Source organism: Candidatus Sororendozoicomonas aggregata, assembly GCF_031528575.1.
Classification (GTDB): domain Bacteria; phylum Pseudomonadota; class Gammaproteobacteria; order Pseudomonadales; family Endozoicomonadaceae; genus Endonucleibacter; species Endonucleibacter aggregata.
In genome coordinates, this window is the sequence record NZ_JAVLSP010000092.1 from 1 (window position 1) to 14844 (window position 14844).

Annotated in this window: 17 protein-coding genes; 7 read left to right on the forward strand and 10 right to left on the reverse strand. The window is 47.0% G+C overall.

The genetic code is table 11. The features are described 5' to 3' along the window. Positions 1-155: 155 nt before the first annotated feature. Positions 156-320 carry a hypothetical protein gene (locus tag V4C51_RS14575; protein ID WP_330926914.1) on the forward strand — a complete coding sequence of 55 codons (165 nt, stop codon included), beginning with the start codon at positions 156-158 and terminating at the stop codon, positions 318-320. A 47-nt stretch (positions 321-367) separates the two neighbouring features. Here the strand turns inward: V4C51_RS14575 and dtd are convergent, their stop codons facing one another. From dtd to V4C51_RS14600, 5 genes are all read right to left on the reverse strand, one after another. After that, entirely contained in the window at positions 368-805 is a 438-nt protein-coding gene (gene dtd, locus V4C51_RS14580; RefSeq protein WP_330926915.1) for a D-aminoacyl-tRNA deacylase, read from the reverse strand. A gap of 279 nt (positions 806-1084) precedes the next feature. Next, positions 1085-1717: a hypothetical protein gene (locus V4C51_RS14585; protein ID WP_330926916.1), complete on the reverse strand. Its 633-nt coding sequence runs from the start codon at positions 1715-1717 to the stop codon at positions 1085-1087. 13 nt (positions 1718-1730) lie between these two features. Next, positions 1731-3011, reverse strand: coding sequence for a glutamate-1-semialdehyde 2,1-aminomutase (gene hemL / locus V4C51_RS14590; protein ID WP_330926917.1), 1281 nt, complete (start codon positions 3009-3011; stop codon positions 1731-1733). Positions 3012-3023: 12 nt separating this feature from the next. Continuing rightward, positions 3024-3644 (reverse strand): thiamine phosphate synthase, encoded by a 621-nt coding sequence (gene thiE, locus V4C51_RS14595; RefSeq protein WP_330926918.1) that lies wholly within the window; start codon positions 3642-3644, stop codon positions 3024-3026. Positions 3645-4149: 505 nt separating this feature from the next. Beyond that, entirely contained in the window at positions 4150-5448 is a 1299-nt protein-coding gene (locus V4C51_RS14600) for a dicarboxylate/amino acid:cation symporter (RefSeq protein WP_330926919.1), read from the reverse strand. 552 nt (positions 5449-6000) lie between these two features. On the opposite strand from V4C51_RS14600, the gene dcd reads away from it, so the two are divergent. Next, positions 6001-6585, forward strand: a complete 585-nt coding sequence (gene dcd / locus V4C51_RS14605; protein ID WP_330926920.1) for a dCTP deaminase — start codon at positions 6001-6003, stop codon at positions 6583-6585. A 54-nt stretch (positions 6586-6639) separates the two neighbouring features. On the opposite strand, the gene V4C51_RS14610 is transcribed toward dcd, so the two are convergent. Both V4C51_RS14610 and V4C51_RS14615 read right to left on the reverse strand, forming a co-directional pair. After that, a complete protein-coding gene (locus V4C51_RS14610) occupies positions 6640-7236 on the reverse strand; it encodes an OmpA family protein (protein ID WP_330926921.1) in 597 nt (198 codons plus the stop codon). A gap of 145 nt (positions 7237-7381) precedes the next feature. Further along, positions 7382-8755, reverse strand: coding sequence for an MATE family efflux transporter (locus V4C51_RS14615; RefSeq protein ID WP_330926922.1), 1374 nt, complete (start codon positions 8753-8755; stop codon positions 7382-7384). A 188-nt stretch (positions 8756-8943) separates the two neighbouring features. On the opposite strand from V4C51_RS14615, the gene V4C51_RS14620 reads away from it, so the two are divergent. Beyond that, positions 8944-10308: an MATE family efflux transporter gene (locus V4C51_RS14620; protein WP_330926923.1), complete on the forward strand. Its 1365-nt coding sequence runs from the start codon at positions 8944-8946 to the stop codon at positions 10306-10308. A gap of 105 nt (positions 10309-10413) precedes the next feature. On the opposite strand, the gene V4C51_RS14625 is transcribed toward V4C51_RS14620, so the two are convergent. After that, the gene (locus tag V4C51_RS14625) at positions 10414-10848 is read right to left on the reverse strand and encodes a type II toxin-antitoxin system VapC family toxin (RefSeq protein ID WP_330926924.1); all 435 of its coding nucleotides are present in this window, start codon (positions 10846-10848) and stop codon (positions 10414-10416) included. Continuing rightward, the gene (locus V4C51_RS14630) at positions 10848-11072 is read right to left on the reverse strand and encodes a FitA-like ribbon-helix-helix domain-containing protein (RefSeq protein ID WP_330926925.1); all 225 of its coding nucleotides are present in this window, start codon (positions 11070-11072) and stop codon (positions 10848-10850) included. Before V4C51_RS14630 ends, V4C51_RS14625 begins: the two co-directional genes overlap by 1 nt. A gap of 126 nt (positions 11073-11198) precedes the next feature. Here V4C51_RS14630 and V4C51_RS14635 point away from each other — a divergent pair, with 126 nt between their 5' ends. Then, positions 11199-11411, forward strand: a complete 213-nt coding sequence (locus tag V4C51_RS14635; protein ID WP_330926926.1) for a phospholipase D-like domain-containing protein — start codon at positions 11199-11201, stop codon at positions 11409-11411. A 90-nt stretch (positions 11412-11501) separates the two neighbouring features. Beyond that, complete coding sequence (locus V4C51_RS14640) at positions 11502-11606, forward strand: IS1 family transposase (RefSeq protein WP_476577897.1); 105 nt, start codon at positions 11502-11504, stop codon at positions 11604-11606. Between the two features lie 110 nt (positions 11607-11716). Here the strand turns inward: V4C51_RS14640 and V4C51_RS14645 are convergent, their stop codons facing one another. Next, on the reverse strand, positions 11717-12301 hold the full coding sequence (locus V4C51_RS14645; protein WP_330926927.1) for a superoxide dismutase: 585 nt from the start codon (positions 12299-12301) through the stop codon (positions 11717-11719). A 350-nt stretch (positions 12302-12651) separates the two neighbouring features. Between V4C51_RS14645 and V4C51_RS14650 the strand changes: the two genes are divergently transcribed. Further along, entirely contained in the window at positions 12652-13254 is a 603-nt protein-coding gene (locus V4C51_RS14650) for a C2H2-type zinc finger protein (protein WP_330926928.1), read from the forward strand. A gap of 144 nt (positions 13255-13398) precedes the next feature. Then, the gene (locus V4C51_RS14655) at positions 13399-14634 is read left to right on the forward strand and encodes an O-succinylhomoserine sulfhydrylase (RefSeq protein WP_330926929.1); all 1236 of its coding nucleotides are present in this window, start codon (positions 13399-13401) and stop codon (positions 14632-14634) included. Positions 14635-14844 lie beyond the last annotated feature (210 nt).

Sequence of the window (14844 nt, forward strand, 5' to 3'; positions counted from 1 at the left end):
AGGGAGTACGGCCGACTGAGCAAAACTCCCTTAGAGCCGCAAGGAGCAAGCAAGGCCAGGAGCATGTTTATGAAATATCCGGGTTAGTCTTATCTGTCCATAAATAACCCTAAAGGACTCGAAGAAGACCAACATTTATTAATCGCAGGAATTTGATGATGAATAGAAATAACAATTCACTCCATACAATGAATACTACCGTTCAGTACAGGGGCAGCGGAGATGCCCGACAAAAAGAGCAACCAGGCTACTGGCTGCCCTCCCCCGTCAACCATGAAAGCCAGGAGCAGCGCTGGCGTCGGCAGGGTAAGTTACAATAAACAACAGTGCGAACGTATAAAGAGCAATAAAGCTTCGAGGTATTTATTTACACGCTTAGCATAAAAGTAACCGGTCCGTCATTGAGCAGTGATACCCGCATATTGGCACCAAACTGTCCGGTAGCAACCACAGAATGACACTGCCTGGCCTGGGCGACGAAATAGTTATAGAGTGCCTCCCCAGCTTCCGAACTGGCACCGGCACTAAAGCCCGGGCGTAAGCCTTTTTGTGTATCCGCCACCAGAGTAAACTGTGAAACAATTAATAACCCCCCTCCGGTATCGTTAAGCCCAAGGTTCATTTTACCATCACTGTCATTGAAAATGCGGTATTTGAGTACTTTTTGCAGCAGCTTGTTGGCTTTTGCAGGGTCATCTGTTTTTTCAATGCCGAGCAACAGTAGCAGACCATTATCGATCTTGCCGGTAGTATTCCCTGCTATTTCGACACTGGCATGCTGGACTCGTTGAATTAAACCACGCATGACGTATAATTTCTCCTTTGATGGTGGGCAAAAGGCCATTGGTATTATGTCATGGGCTTGCGTAGGGCAAAAAAATGAACCTTTTTTATACATAAGAATCAGCAGGTTCTGGTCGGGTTAACGGCTGGATTTGTGCTTGCGCGGAAGCGCTCAAAAAACTGCTTGGTTAAAATCCCTATATTTTTGTGGAACCATCAATTTTCGCAGAGCCTGAAAAACGTCAATTTATCTTTAAATTGGACATTTCTTTATTATGATGACTCGTGTCGTATTTTTACCTCAGTGCTCTGGCTGCGGATAAACGACCCTGAACGCAAGATACATACCGCTACTGAGTAACAGATTGCCCAGGCCCATGAAGTACCTGAACAGATCAAGGCGCAGGTAACCCAATAATGTACCCTGATTACCAATAATCAGCCCGCCGATAAAATAGCTGGCAATGGCAGAAAGTATCATAAGTTTTGGGCCATAATTCATTTGTGATCTCAAAATACAGTAAAGGGTCAGCACCAGTGCAATCGCCAGTTCAGCATCACGGTAAAACCTTTCTACTCCAAACCAATCTGAAATCCCGTACAGCATGCAGACGAGAACAATACCGCCTGCCCAGACGGTTTTACTCCATGATTTTAATAACAGCCCCAGACACAGAGCCGCACCCACGATAGGCGGCGCTAAAAACGTAGCGATACCGGTAGCAAGGTCATGAGACGCTGCCCAGTAAGAGGAAAACCCATAGCGTAAGCACCCGAGAATAGCTGCGGTTGCGATCAGCAGGAAGCCGTACATCGCCATAGTACAAGAGGCTCTATGCACTCGGATAAATGCTTTTTGTTGCGCCATCAAAAAGACGGAAAATATACTGGCAAATGCCAGCGTCGCATCAGAAATTGCTAAGGAACTTATCATTAACTCTTATTTTCTATAACGAGGAAAACGCCTTTTCAGCAGCATTAATGGTCGCTTCAATTTCACTCTCTCCATGAGCCATTGAAATAAATCCAGCCTCAAAGGCTGAAGGCGCAAGGTAGACGCCTTCTTTCAACATGGCGTGGAAGAAGCGCCCGTAACGTTCGGTATTACAGTTCATCACCTGATCAAAGCGTTCGACGCTTTTCTGCTCAGTGAAAAACAAACCAAACATACCACCGGCTTGTGAGGTGACCAGAGGAATGCCGACCTGATCCGCTTTTTGTCTTAAGCCGGTTAATAATGTACTGGCCTTTTCAGTTAATCTGGCATGAAAGCCTGGTGCTTTAAGATTTCTCAGTGTTGCCATTCCCGCCGCCATGGCAAGGGGATTGCCTGAGAGAGTGCCTGCCTGATAAACCGGCCCAAGGGGAGCCAGGTGTTCCATAATAGCTTTGCGGCCACCAAAAGCCCCGACGGGCAGTCCGCCGCCAATAACTTTACCCAATGTGGTCAAATCGGGGGTAACACCGTAGTATTCCTGGGCACCACCTGGGGCAACACGAAAGCCTGTCATCACTTCATCAAATATCAAGACGGCACCATATTTATCACAAATATGACGTAAACCTTGCAAAAAACCGGGGCTTGGTGGAATACAATTCATATTACCCGCCACAGGCTCAACAATGATACAGGCTATCTTAGACCCTATATCCTTGAAAATAGTTTCCACACTTTCAAGATTATTGTACGTCAGGGTAACGGTTTGCTCAGCCAGCGTCGATGGAACGCCCGGTGAGCTGGGAACCCCGAGCGTCAGTGCTCCTGAGCCTGCTTTAACCAGCAGGGAATCACTGTGGCCGTGGTAACAACCCTCAAACTTGACAATACAATCCCTGCCTGTGTAACCCCTGGCCAGGCGAATAGCACTCATAGTAGCTTCTGTACCTGAGTTAACCATGCGCAGCAACTCCATGGAGGGCACAAACTCCCTGACCAGGGAGGCCAGCTCGGTTTCATGTTCGGTGGGGGCTCCAAAGCTCAGCGCCTTGAGTGCCTGAGCGCGAATGGCTTCAACAACATCGGGATGATTATGGCCCAGAATCATCGGTCCCCAGGAACCAATATAGTCTATGAATCTTTGCTCATCTTCATCAACCAGCCATGCGCCTTGTGCGCTTTTGAAGAAAACAGGCTGGCCTCCGACACCCCGAAACGCGCGTACCGGCGAATTAACACCGCCAGGGATAACTTTTTGAGCAACCGCGAATAACTCGGCGGAACGGGACATATCTTACTCTCATCAAAATAACTGACTGAACTCACGAGCTCGATATTGGATATCTGGTGCAGAAAACAGGTTATTGACTACTGCAATCATATCTGCGCCAGCAGCAATCAGCTCAGGGGCATTATCCACAGTAATACCACCAATGGCTACTACTGGTTGCCTAAATAGTTTCTTGGCATCTTTTAGTACAGAGATGTTTGCCTGTTTGGCATCAGGTTTTGTACTGGAAGGGAAAAAGCGCCCAAAAGCAATATAATCCGCTCCCCGTTCAACGCCAGTAAGCGCCTGTGGTAATGAATTTTCAGCACTGATACCAATAACAGCATAGTCGCCCAAGCGCGAACGTGCCTCGTCGATGGAGGCGTCTTTTTGACCAAGATGAATACCATCGGCTTCGACATCGGCTGCCAGTTGTATATCGTCGTTAATGATCAGCAGTGCCTGGTAATGATGACAAAGGGCTTTTAATGCCCCAGCCTGTCGGAGTCGGCGAGAATGGTCGCTGCTTTTATCACGATACTGGAGCACTTTCATACCACCTGTTAATGCTTGCTCAACGAACACCATCATGGTTTCATCATCAGGTAGAAGTCGGCTGTCAGTTATTCCATAAAGACCTTTAAGCCTGTGCATATCATTTGTTTCCAAAGATAATGATTCTTTTCGGAATAAAGTATAGCCTTTATTCCTTTTGCTCACTATGACTGCGTGAAAGAAGCTGATAGTACTCATCGGCTTTTCTAACCACACCATTGCCCTGACAAACCAACCACCAGCGCCTTGTTACAAGGCCTCGCAATAGTAGGCTTTACACGTCGTTTCTACTGTTCTGTCACCCAGTTTGCTGGCCCTTATGGTAGCCAGGAGCCTGTCGAACCTAAGACAATTTCGGCCTAAAATCCAGAAAGCGCGAGAAAGCGCGAGAAAGTTCTGTCAGAATTTCTGATCAATTTGCTTAAACAGATCAACTATTCGCACAAATTGATCGAAAATTCTGACTCGCCCTACTGAATTTTATGCTCGAAAGCATAAGCCCGACAGGCTCCTAGAAAAAATGATGAGTATTACAGTAAGATTGTGAACAGCTTCTGAGATATAACAGACATAACAATCAGGTTTTATGCCTGATTTTGATCTGTCAGGGGCATTGGCGAGAGTATTTAATCTTGCCAGTGGTTACACTGCCAGCATCTTTGTTCAGTGGTTTAATTTCACCTTCCATTTTAGCAACAATAGTACTTACAGCAATATCACCAGCCACATTGGTTGTTGTGCTTACGGCATCAATAATACGGTCAGTGGCGACAATAATACCTAATCCTTCAATGGGTAGACCCAGTGCGTGGAGAAGGACGCCTACCGTCACGGCGACACTGCCTGGCACCCCCCCCGCCGCAATAGCGAGCAAAAAGGCAGTAAAAGCAAGGGTAATTAATTCTGTTGAGTTGAACGCCACACCATAAGCATTGGCAACGAACATGGTGGCAACAACCATATAAGTCGCTGCGCCTGACATATTCATGGTTGCGCCTAATGGTACAGAAAAACCAGCCACTTTTTCTGAAACACCCAGCTTTTCTGTTAATGTTTTAAACGTTACCGGAATGGTGGCATTAGAACTCGCAGTGGAGACAGCAAATACCATCTGCTCACGGGCTTTCCGCAAATAGGCTCTGGGTCTGATACCCGTCACTGCGAAGATAACCAATGGGTAGAGAAAAAACAGCCAGAAAGCCATCAGCGAAAGCGTCGTAGTCACATAACCCAGTACGCTGAAGACACTACTAAAGTTTAATGTTGCCCCGAGTCTGGCTGTCAGGAAAAAAACACCATAAGGTGCCAGACTCATCACCATTGTCACTAGCTTCATCATCACGCTGTTAGCCAGGGAAAAGCCTTTACTGACACTGCGTGTTTCGTCATTTTCCAGCTTTTTTATGGCAATGCCGGTGATAATGGCCATAAACAAGATTTGAAGAATATTGCCTTCAGCAAACGCCTGAAAAGGGTTTGTGGGTACGATGTTGACCACCAGGTTCAGTAATGAAGGAATACCTGTGCGACTCACGGCGAAGGCCCCATCGGCCACCTTGAGATTGGCTCCGAGACCTGGCTGGACAAGCATAGCGAGCCCGATAGCTACTGATATAGCAATAACGGTATTGATCAAATAGAGAGTGAATGTTTTTACGCCCAGTCGCCCAAACTGACTGATATCTTCAAGGCTACAGACAGCATTCACAATAGAAACAAAAATAAGAGGCACAACAAGCAATTTAATCATGCTGACAAAAATGCTGCCACCGGCATGAAAAACACCGTTGACTATATACGACTGGATCGTGCCCTCTGGCATTGCAAATGCCTGAATCCCTCCGCCAATAACAAGACCCGCAACCAATGCGAGCAATACCCGCTTGGCAATATTGTTGACCATAACGTTGAAGTCTCCTTATACCAATGGTCTTTTCCAACTGAGGAATAATGCCTGCCGGAGCGCTAGTACGTCAGCTAGTTGCCAGAGCCGGAAAACACCATTAATATTATTCGAGCGATTTGATCTGTCTTAAAGCCTTGTTAATTATTTTAATAGCTTTTCCATTAAAGACAATGTTGGCACAAAGTCAATATCTGCTATTGGTTACAAAAGTACTTCCTCCCTCAAAAAAGCTGAACAATAAAAATGATCTGACGCACTCCTTCTGAACACCTTACATTAATCGTTAGAAAACGGGTTGAAATCCCCCTCTAAAACGCCACTTGCAGAAAAGACAGAGGCGCTGCATAGCCCAAAAAGGCGGCAGCCTGCTTCGCAAAAAGCCAAAAAAAATAGCGCGCTTTCAGTTCATATTAGCTGGGGGAGCAGTCACTGACCAGGATCACGCAAGCACGCTCATGAACAATTGTTGTCCTGTATCAAGGGCACCGATAGAATAGCCTGACTATATATGATGTCATAGGATTTCCCTCTGTCTAACCGGAACCTGCCATGAGACTGTGTGACCGTGATATTGAAAAGAGCCTGGATTCAGGTTCTATTGTAATTGACCCCCGCCCTGACGCCAGCCGGATTAGCGGGATCAGTGTTGATTTAACACTGGGGAACAGCTTTCGGGCCTTTAATGATCATGCGGCCCCTTACGTGGATGTCAGCGGTTCCCGTGAGAGTATTAATAAAGTGCTTGATTCCATCATGAGCAAAGAGATTGTTCTGAACGCCGGTGAAGCGTTTTTTCTTCATCCCGGAGAGCTGGCCCTGGCAGTCACACAAGAAACAATCACCCTGCCGGATGATATTGTCGGCTGGCTTGATGGCCGGTCTTCTCTGGCGCGTCTGGGGTTGATGGTTCATGTGACAGCCCACCGGATTGATCCGGGTTGGAGTGGGCAGATTGTTCTGGAATTCTTTAACGGAGGTAAACTCCCAATCGCCCTGCGCCCTGGCATGTGTATCGGGGCCATTAATTTTGAAACCATGACAGGTGCTGCCGAGCGTCCTTATAATAAGCGGGTGGACGCGAAGTATAAAGATCAAAGCAGTGCGATTGCCAGCCGAATAGCTGAAGATCAATAATCAAAAATAATCAAAAAAGCCGCTGAAATAGCGGCTTTGATAAGTACCGGTTGTTCAGTCCACTAATACAATCTCAACACGGCGGTTTTTCTTACGGTTGCTTTCAGAAGAGTTTGGCAACAGTGGTTTCTTTTCACCCTCACCTTTTACAGAAATCTGGCCAGGGGTGATGCCTTTTTTTAGCAGATACTTCTTAACAGCATTGGCGCGTTTTTCAGACAGGTTCTGATTAAAGTCTTTAGAACCTAAATCACAGGTGTGTCCAATGATAGTAAAATTGGAATACATCCTGCCTTCAAGAAAAGTATCCAGTGCAGTGTTGCTGGTATCGTTGAGAAGGGCAGAGTTGATTGTGAAGCGCGCGACCGTTGTGCCCTCACGACCATGGGCAGGTAATACATCAGAACTTGAATTAGCCGCATCCTGGCTGGCAGTTGCACAGGCAACGCCTGAGACTATGGCACCTGCTGCCATTGATACACCTCCTGTCGCAAGTCCGTGAACGGCACCGGGGATGCCCCAGATGGCTCCGCCAGTTACAGCGCACTTGCCCCAGCCTTTGGTGGTATTACTGAATGACCCTGTGGTTGAACAACCCGTGATAAGAAGAGAGCAAACTAATACAGTAAGCGTTAACATCCTTGAGCGCATGGTGAATCTCCATCCATGGAAAAAAGTTACTGATAGCTTGTGGCTGAAAACAGATTACTGTTGTTTTTCCCACTTGCAGTTTCCTGTACAGCATCAGATACAAGCGACTTCACACTCAGTATAGACATGGATAAATACCTTCTGGTCAGGCAAAAGGTGACGACGAATTGTTGACGGGTCGTAGCTTCAAGTCGGTCCATAATAGTCTGGCAACAATGACAGCCAGAAAAATATTCGACACGGGGAGAGAAATCCAGACACCCGTCACACCTAACCACTCAGGCAGTGTCAGTAAAAGAGGAATCTGAATCAGCATATTGCCCATAGTGATCCAGGTGGCAATTTTATGGCGGGCCAGTGCCTGAAAGTAGGCAGCGACAACAACGATAAAACCGTCCAGATACATGGAGAATAAATGCAGCTTTAAGCCCATAGCTGTTTTGTTAATAAGGGCCGTATTATTATGATTAAAAATGGCTGCTACCTCTTGAGGCCAGATAAAAATAAACAGCGTAGCAGCAATACCGGTAGTCAGGACAGTGCCAACTGACAGCTTGATAACATCCCTGATATTTTTATTGTTCCTGGCACCTTTGTTATAACTGACGATAGGTTGAATACCATTAGCTACCCCTTCGGCCGCCATGTAATATACAGCTTGTATATAACCGACAATGGTAAAGGCTGCCAGGGTCAATGAAGAACCATAGGCCAGAAATAAACGATTATGGAAGGCTGTTACAAAACTGAAATAAATAAATATGCCAAAACTAGGCAACCCGGTCGCCAGTATGTTGTTAAAATGGCCAGCACTGCGGGTTAGGTGACGAAAAGACAGCTTCAGGCCAGACTGGGCGCTGAATAAATACCCCAGACTCCATATAACAGTGATAGCTTCACCCAGAAGTGTTGCGATAGCAGCCCCGCTGATACTCCACCTGAAAATGACAATAAACAGGTAGTCGAAGATAATATTAAAGACGGCACCTGTGATAATGATGGCTGTTGCTAATTGCGGTCGCTCATTGTTTCTGACTATCAATGGCAAAGCGGCTGCGCCAATGGCAAAAAATGCCCCCGCGCTGATAATTTTCAGATAGTCATCTGCCAGTGTGAGCAGTTCACCTTTTGCGCCCATTATCGATAGCAAGCTGCCACTGGTAAAATAGAGCGTGGGAGCCAGCGCGACGCTGGCAATCACAATAAGCAGTATCGCGCTCTCGAGAAATTGCTGTGCTTTTTGATGAGCCTGCTCGCCTCTGGCAATGGAAAAAAGGGTGGCCGCTCCCATACCTGCCATCATGCCAACACCAACAATCAGACCAAACAGGGGCCAGGCAAGATTAATAGCAGCCAGTCCACTGGCGCCTACTACCTGTCCTATAAAAATGCCATCAATGGTTGAATAAAGACCGTTGACCAACATGCTGGCAACAGCAGGCAAAGTATAGCGCCAAAAAATCTTACTGATAGAGTGTTCGGATAAAGCGTTCTTATTTCTGGGAACTGTTACATTCATTGTTTATAGGGCTTACGCATTGATGACGCTCGATAAGCTTGGCAACAGGTGTCCTAGGAATCATCAAAAAGGGTTTTATATCACACTGTCAATGCGTAAGTCTTGGTATTTACTTGCCTGTTCTGATTATTTATAAAAAAACCTGCTTCTATATCATAAAGCATTATAAATATTTGCAGGCTAAAGGAATGGAGAAATACAGTAAACTGGGTAACGAACCGATTGATAAACTGTTGTTAACCATGGCGCTGTCAGCATGTACAGGGATGCTGACGATTATGCTGTATAACACTGTTGATACGATCTTTATCGGTCATTTCGTTGGCAGCCAGGGTATTGCCGCCACAACCATTTCATACCCTATAAATATGCTGTTGCCGACGATTGGCATGGCTATAGGTTCAGGTGCTGGTTCACTTATTGCCCACAATCTCGGCAAAAAGAATGTAGAGCAGGCACGCTCTTTCTTTGGTAATGCTTTTACTCTGGCACTGGCTTTGTGCTCATTGTTCAGTGGGCTTTGTTACTTACTGAAGGGAATGATTTTAACTGCCTTTGGTGCCACTGGTGAGACATTGGCAATGGCAACTGGCTACTATCAGATCACGCTGATCGGCATGCCCTTTCTCGGTAGCTGGATGAGCATGAACCAAATGCTCCGTGGCGAAGGTCTGGCCAGGTTAGCGGTGAACAGTATGCTGCTTTCGTCGTTACTCAATATTGTTTTAGACGCATTGTTTATTGCCTGGTTTGATATGGGTATTAACGGCGCGGCATTGGCAACGGTGATTTCTCAAGTCACCGGCTGGTGCTTCAGTGTTTCTATTTTTCTCAGAAAGCAAAGCGCAATGAGAATGAAAATGAAATACTTTGTCTGGAAAAAGGCACGGCTGGTCAGAACGTTAGCGCTCGGCGGTACATCATTTGGCTGGCAGGCCAGTGAGGCCGCGTTGCTGATTCTGTTGAACAAGGTGTTATTGCAACATGGCGGCCCTATGATGTTAGCAGCCTATGGAATAATTAACCGCCTGCAGACACTGATGGTGGTACCCGCAATTGGTCTGAATCAGAGTTTTATTCCTATTGCTGCTTATAACTTCGGCGCACAAAAGTATGGTCGTGTGGTTTCTGCTTTTATCAAAACCATTGTCTATGGTTTGATTGGTTCGTATACACTCGTTGCTATTGTGTGGACCTTCCCTGAATTTTTTGTGGGCTGGTTTACTCAGGAGAAAGCGTTGATCGATTTGACGGTTAATGGTTTGCTTTTTGTTATCGTATGCCTGCCTTTAATAATGCTTCAAACGACGGGAGCAGCCTACTTCCAGGCGCTGGGGCAATCGCTATCGGGGCTGTTAATGACCATTAGTCGTCAGATGATATTGTTAGTCCCCCTGTTGTTGATATTGCCATCTGTTTATGGCACGGACGGTATTTGGCTGTCATTTCCCCTTGCCAATGGTCTGATAGCATTGTTTACAGTGACCATTTTTATTCCTGTTTTGAGAACCCTTGGGCGCAAAGAAGCTGCCATCCCCTTGCCTGGTAGCTGAAGATTCGCCATAAAGTATACCCGTGGCTGGAGTAGTCACAACCTGACCTGCAACGGTGCCCATTCTAATACGTAGCGAGTGGCCACGGTTGCGGGTTTTTTGTTTTCAGCTTGTCTGAATATATACGTCTGGCCTCACGGCGATGTCAGGATATTTTTTCAACAGTTTTTTATCGTAAGTCACCAGAGGGATACCCTGAGTTTTCGCCACGGCAATAAAAAGAGTGTCGTATGCTGAGTGCTTGTCTTCACAGGCCAGGATCAGGGCCTCCCGCCAGTAATGCTCGGTTGGGTGAACATGGCTGAACAGGGTACTGGCATCCTGAAGCGCATCCAGACCGGTTTGCACCGAAATGCCTTTTTGGGTAACCCACTGCCATAACACGTTGGTCAGTTCAGCCCTGATGGAATCGGGTACGTGAATAGTTTGCGCACGAGCAATGGCCGTGAGTGAATCTTCTGCAAAGTTCGTTTCGTTAAGCAGGCCGTAGGCAAACACCATGGTATCGATGACAGCAGCTTTTATGCGCTTATTTGCCATCAGGGACGCCCTTCATTTCGCCACTCGTCCATTTCTTCATGATGAGTGTCCGGAAGCTGGCTCCAGCGGCTTCTGATCCGGTCAATCGTATCCTGCTTTTTGGGGTAGCTGGCTTCCAGCAGTTCCCGCACTTCCTGTTCCATGGAGCGATTGGCGGCTTTGGCTTTTAGCTTAAGGCGCTCAACCAGTTCATCGGGCAGGTTTCTAATGGTCAGTGTCGCCATATGAGGTAGCCTCCATTATTCTGTAACTATTGTGCTACAGTTTATATGCTAGCATATTGACAGCATCTTGGTGTGAATGGCTTGTAAGCGATATGATGACTTATTCATTTGCTACCAGGCTCCCTTGTGATTCAGCGTTATTCATCCCGTCTGCAGCCACTGGGCCAGTCGTTTATCAGTGAAAAACTGGCTGGTGCCCAATCTTATGATCCCATTGCCGGTTTTTTTCGGTCCAGTATATTTGAAGTGGCGGGGGAAGATCTGGACAGCCTGTCGGGAAAAGTCCCGGTCATCTGTAATCCTGAACTCTTACACGTTCAGGTTTTACTGCACAGATGACTGGAAGCCTTACGGATCACCCCTTCCAGTGGATATTCATGTTGTCACCAACAAGGGATTGAGAGGACTAATCTGACGCTTGGTACCCGCCTGAAACGGTTAACCCGCAGGACTATCTGCTTTTCCCGGTTAGAAGAGCCGCATGGCAAGGTCATCGGGGAATTCATCTCAAGAATGTGGTATCAACCTGTTTGAAACATGACCCTTTGATCACGCTTTGGCATAAAAATACTGCCTGTTAAGAATAACTAACAGGCAGTATAGGCCTATTTTCCAACTCAATTGGGTATCTGACACCGGCCCAACTAAGCACTGTAGTTCTTTTGAGCAAATTCCCAATTAACCAATGCCCAAAAGGCTTTCAGGTAATCCGGGCGGACGTTGCGGTAATCAATGTAGTACGCATGCTCCCATACGTCACAGGTCAACAACGGGGTTTGCTCAGGGTTGGTCAGCGGTGTCGCTGCATTGCTGGTGTTGACAATGTCCACTGAACCGTCTTGATTTTTCACCAGCCATGTCCAGCCAGAACCAAAGTTATTCACCGCCATCTCAGTAAATTTGGTGGTAAACGCCTCGTAGGAGCCAAATGCCTTGTCAATGGCATCCGCCAGTTCCCCTGATGGCTTACTACCACCGTTCGGACTCAGACAGTGCCAGTAAAATGTGTGGTTCCAGACCTGAGCGGCGTTATTAAACACGCCGCCTTCAGCGTTTTTGATAATCTCTTCCAGACTCTCACTGGCACGCTCTGTGCCTTCGACCAGGCCATTGAGCTTAACAACATAGGTGTTGTGATGCTTGCCGTAATGGTAGTCGAGGGTTTCTTTGGAAATATGTGGCTCAAGGGCATCACGGGCATAAGGCAGGGCTGGCAGTTCAAAAGCCATGGGGTGTCTCCACTTGGTTGAAGTTTGAGGCTGATGTTATATATGGATGAATTATATCAGCCACTGCTGGACGCGCAGTTCAGCAGAAATGAGCGGTGATCATATCACCGGGTGTCTTGCGAATCCAAGTATGGGGGACACACTGAAAATTGCAAGCCCCGGTAGCACCTGAGCTCAGGGCGATCAGGCTATTCTTGCATCCGTCTATTGTTGTTGCGGGGCGTAATCGTATGAAGCCGTCTCAAGTCTCTCAAGCCGCGCGCTAGCGAGACGTTTTCCCCTGATTGCCCACAAAGACTAAAACGGAGTACTATGATAACAAGCTTTAGACCACAGGGAAGAAGCTTATCATGCCTGATTTTCACTGCGCTTTATGTAACACTTTCGCTACCACTGATAAAAAAGAACTGGTCAGACACATAAGATCCCACACTGGCGAGAAAGCGTTTCGCTGCAATGCCTGTGGAGAATATTTCCCGGAAGATGCCACGCTTATGGATCACATGGAAAGCCACATTAAACAGACGCCTTATGTGTGTCCCTGCTGTCCTGGGAAGCTTTCAGGTTATCTGCCTTTGTTCGCGGATCATCTAAGAACCCACTATGTAAACCGCTTTTCTCGTTACTCTCATCACTTCAATAAAGTTTATAATCAACCCTACTATCTCTCGAGGCGCGCAATAATCAGTGCAACTAAGGGTGAAATCGTGACTACCTATGAACAGCCATTACCAAATGGAGAAAAAATTACCTGCCTAACTTATACGAACAGGAGCACGCTAATTCATGATACCCTGATAACATCCAAACTTACTTCACCCACGGGCACAGCAACACTCACCATCAGTCAAACACCATCCAATGAAAGAATAACCCTCAGGCAAGGCTCAGAACCCCGCATTATCGTCACTGAAGATTTACCAACCGACCGCCTTAAGAATAGCGCGGAGTAAGATCGCGCCTAATATGAACCCCTGAAATCAACGCATGGTATAAGGCAGCTCCTTAGCCAGATTGTTGCTTGCTGCTGTGTTTTTCATCACAGAATTTCGCTATGGTGTGTTAACAATAGTGACACAGTGATTGGTAAGCAGAAAATGGCTCATCAGGTAAAGAAAGAAAATATAACAGACACAGTTTCGGTACAGGAGACAGAGGCAGGTGAGGGTCAGTGGGCCATAGAAACACAAGCCATCCGGTCAGGTATTGCGCGGAGCCATCAGCAGGAGCACAGCGAAGCACTGTACCTCACCTCCAGCTACTCTTATGACAGCGCGGAGCAGGCGCGGGCAGTTTTTTCCGGTGAACAGGAGGGCAATGTGTATTCACGGTACACTAACCCCTCCGTAAGGATGTTTGAACAGCGCATTGCCGTGATGGAAGGGGGCGATGATGCCTGTGCCACAGCATCGGGAATGGCCGCAATTATGGGGACATGTACCGCCTTGTTGGAAGCGGGCAGTCATGTGGTGTGCTCCCGAAGCGTGTTTGGTACAACTGTTACTCTGTTCACAAAATATCTGGCCAGATTTGGCGTGGAAACGACCTTTGTGGATGTCACTGATTACCAAGCATGGCGTGGTGCCATTCGTCCGAACACCCGCTTGCTGTTTCTGGAAACACCCACCAATCCCCTCGGTGACGTAGCCGATATTCAGGCATTGTCAGAGCTTGCCCATAATAATGACGCGATTTTAGTGGTGGACAACTGTTTCTGTACCCCCGTTCTTCAAAAACCATTGGCTCATGGTGCTGATCTGGTAGTGCATTCCACCACTAAATACATTGATGGCCAGGGGCGCTGTGTGGGCGGTGTTGTTGCCGGACAAGAAGCGCTGGTCAACGAAGTCCACCTGTGGCAACGTGCAGTGGGTGCGACGATGAGTGCATTTAATGCCTGGGTATTTAACAAGGGACTGGAAACACTGCCTTTGCGCATGCAAGCCCATTGCCAAAATGCACAGGCATTGGCGCAGTGGCTGAGTGAACACCCAGGTGTCGAAAAAGTTCATTATTGTGGTTTAAAGGATCATCCGGGTCATGAGCTTGCTGTGCGTCAACAGTCGGGTTTTGGTGGTGTTTTAGCCTTTCAGGTAAAAGGCGGGCGCGAAGAAGCCTGGCGAGTAATGGATGCTGTTCAGATTATGTCACGAACAGCCAATCTCGGTGATACAAGAACGACCATTACCCATCCGGCAACAACAACGCATTGTCGTTTATCTGATGAAGATAAAGCAAAAGCAGGTATCTCTGAAAATTTGATTCGTGTTGCCGTTGGTCTGGAAAATATCAATGACTTAAAAGCAGATTTGGAACGCGGCCTGTCAGCATAAACAACAAGGCCTTCTATGGAACCTGTCGGACTTAAGACAATTTCGGCCTAAAATCCAGAAAGTGCGAGAAAGTGCGAGAAAATGCGAGAAAGTACGGCCAGAATTTCCGATCAATTTGCTTAAATAGGTCAACTATTCGCACAAATTGATCGAACATTCTGACTCGCCCTACTGAATTTTATGCTCGAAAGCATAAGTCCGACAGGCTCC

Excerpts from the sequence above, each read along its gene's own strand:
- V4C51_RS14575 (WP_330926914.1), top strand. The coding sequence starts at position 156 with ATGATGAATAGAAATAACAATTCACTCCATACAATGAATACTACCGTT.
- dtd (WP_330926915.1), bottom strand. The coding sequence starts at position 805 with ATGCGTGGTTTAATTCAACGAGTCCAGCATGCCAGTGTCGAAATAGCA.
- V4C51_RS14585 (WP_330926916.1), bottom strand. The coding sequence starts at position 1,717 with ATGATAAGTTCCTTAGCAATTTCTGATGCGACGCTGGCATTTGCCAGT.
- hemL (WP_330926917.1), bottom strand. The coding sequence starts at position 3,011 with ATGTCCCGTTCCGCCGAGTTATTCGCGGTTGCTCAAAAAGTTATCCCT.
- thiE (WP_330926918.1), bottom strand. The coding sequence starts at position 3,644 with ATGCACAGGCTTAAAGGTCTTTATGGAATAACTGACAGCCGACTTCTA.
- V4C51_RS14600 (WP_330926919.1), bottom strand. The coding sequence starts at position 5,448 with ATGGTCAACAATATTGCCAAGCGGGTATTGCTCGCATTGGTTGCGGGT.
- dcd (WP_330926920.1), top strand. The coding sequence starts at position 6,001 with ATGAGACTGTGTGACCGTGATATTGAAAAGAGCCTGGATTCAGGTTCT.
- V4C51_RS14610 (WP_330926921.1), bottom strand. The coding sequence starts at position 7,236 with ATGCGCTCAAGGATGTTAACGCTTACTGTATTAGTTTGCTCTCTTCTT.
- V4C51_RS14615 (WP_330926922.1), bottom strand. The coding sequence starts at position 8,755 with ATGAATGTAACAGTTCCCAGAAATAAGAACGCTTTATCCGAACACTCT.
- V4C51_RS14620 (WP_330926923.1), top strand. The coding sequence starts at position 8,944 with ATGGAGAAATACAGTAAACTGGGTAACGAACCGATTGATAAACTGTTG.
- V4C51_RS14625 (WP_330926924.1), bottom strand. The coding sequence starts at position 10,848 with ATGGCAAATAAGCGCATAAAAGCTGCTGTCATCGATACCATGGTGTTT.
- V4C51_RS14630 (WP_330926925.1), bottom strand. The coding sequence starts at position 11,072 with ATGGCGACACTGACCATTAGAAACCTGCCCGATGAACTGGTTGAGCGC.
- V4C51_RS14645 (WP_330926927.1), bottom strand. The coding sequence starts at position 12,301 with ATGGCTTTTGAACTGCCAGCCCTGCCTTATGCCCGTGATGCCCTTGAG.
- V4C51_RS14650 (WP_330926928.1), top strand. The coding sequence starts at position 12,652 with ATGCCTGATTTTCACTGCGCTTTATGTAACACTTTCGCTACCACTGAT.
- V4C51_RS14655 (WP_330926929.1), top strand. The coding sequence starts at position 13,399 with ATGGCTCATCAGGTAAAGAAAGAAAATATAACAGACACAGTTTCGGTA.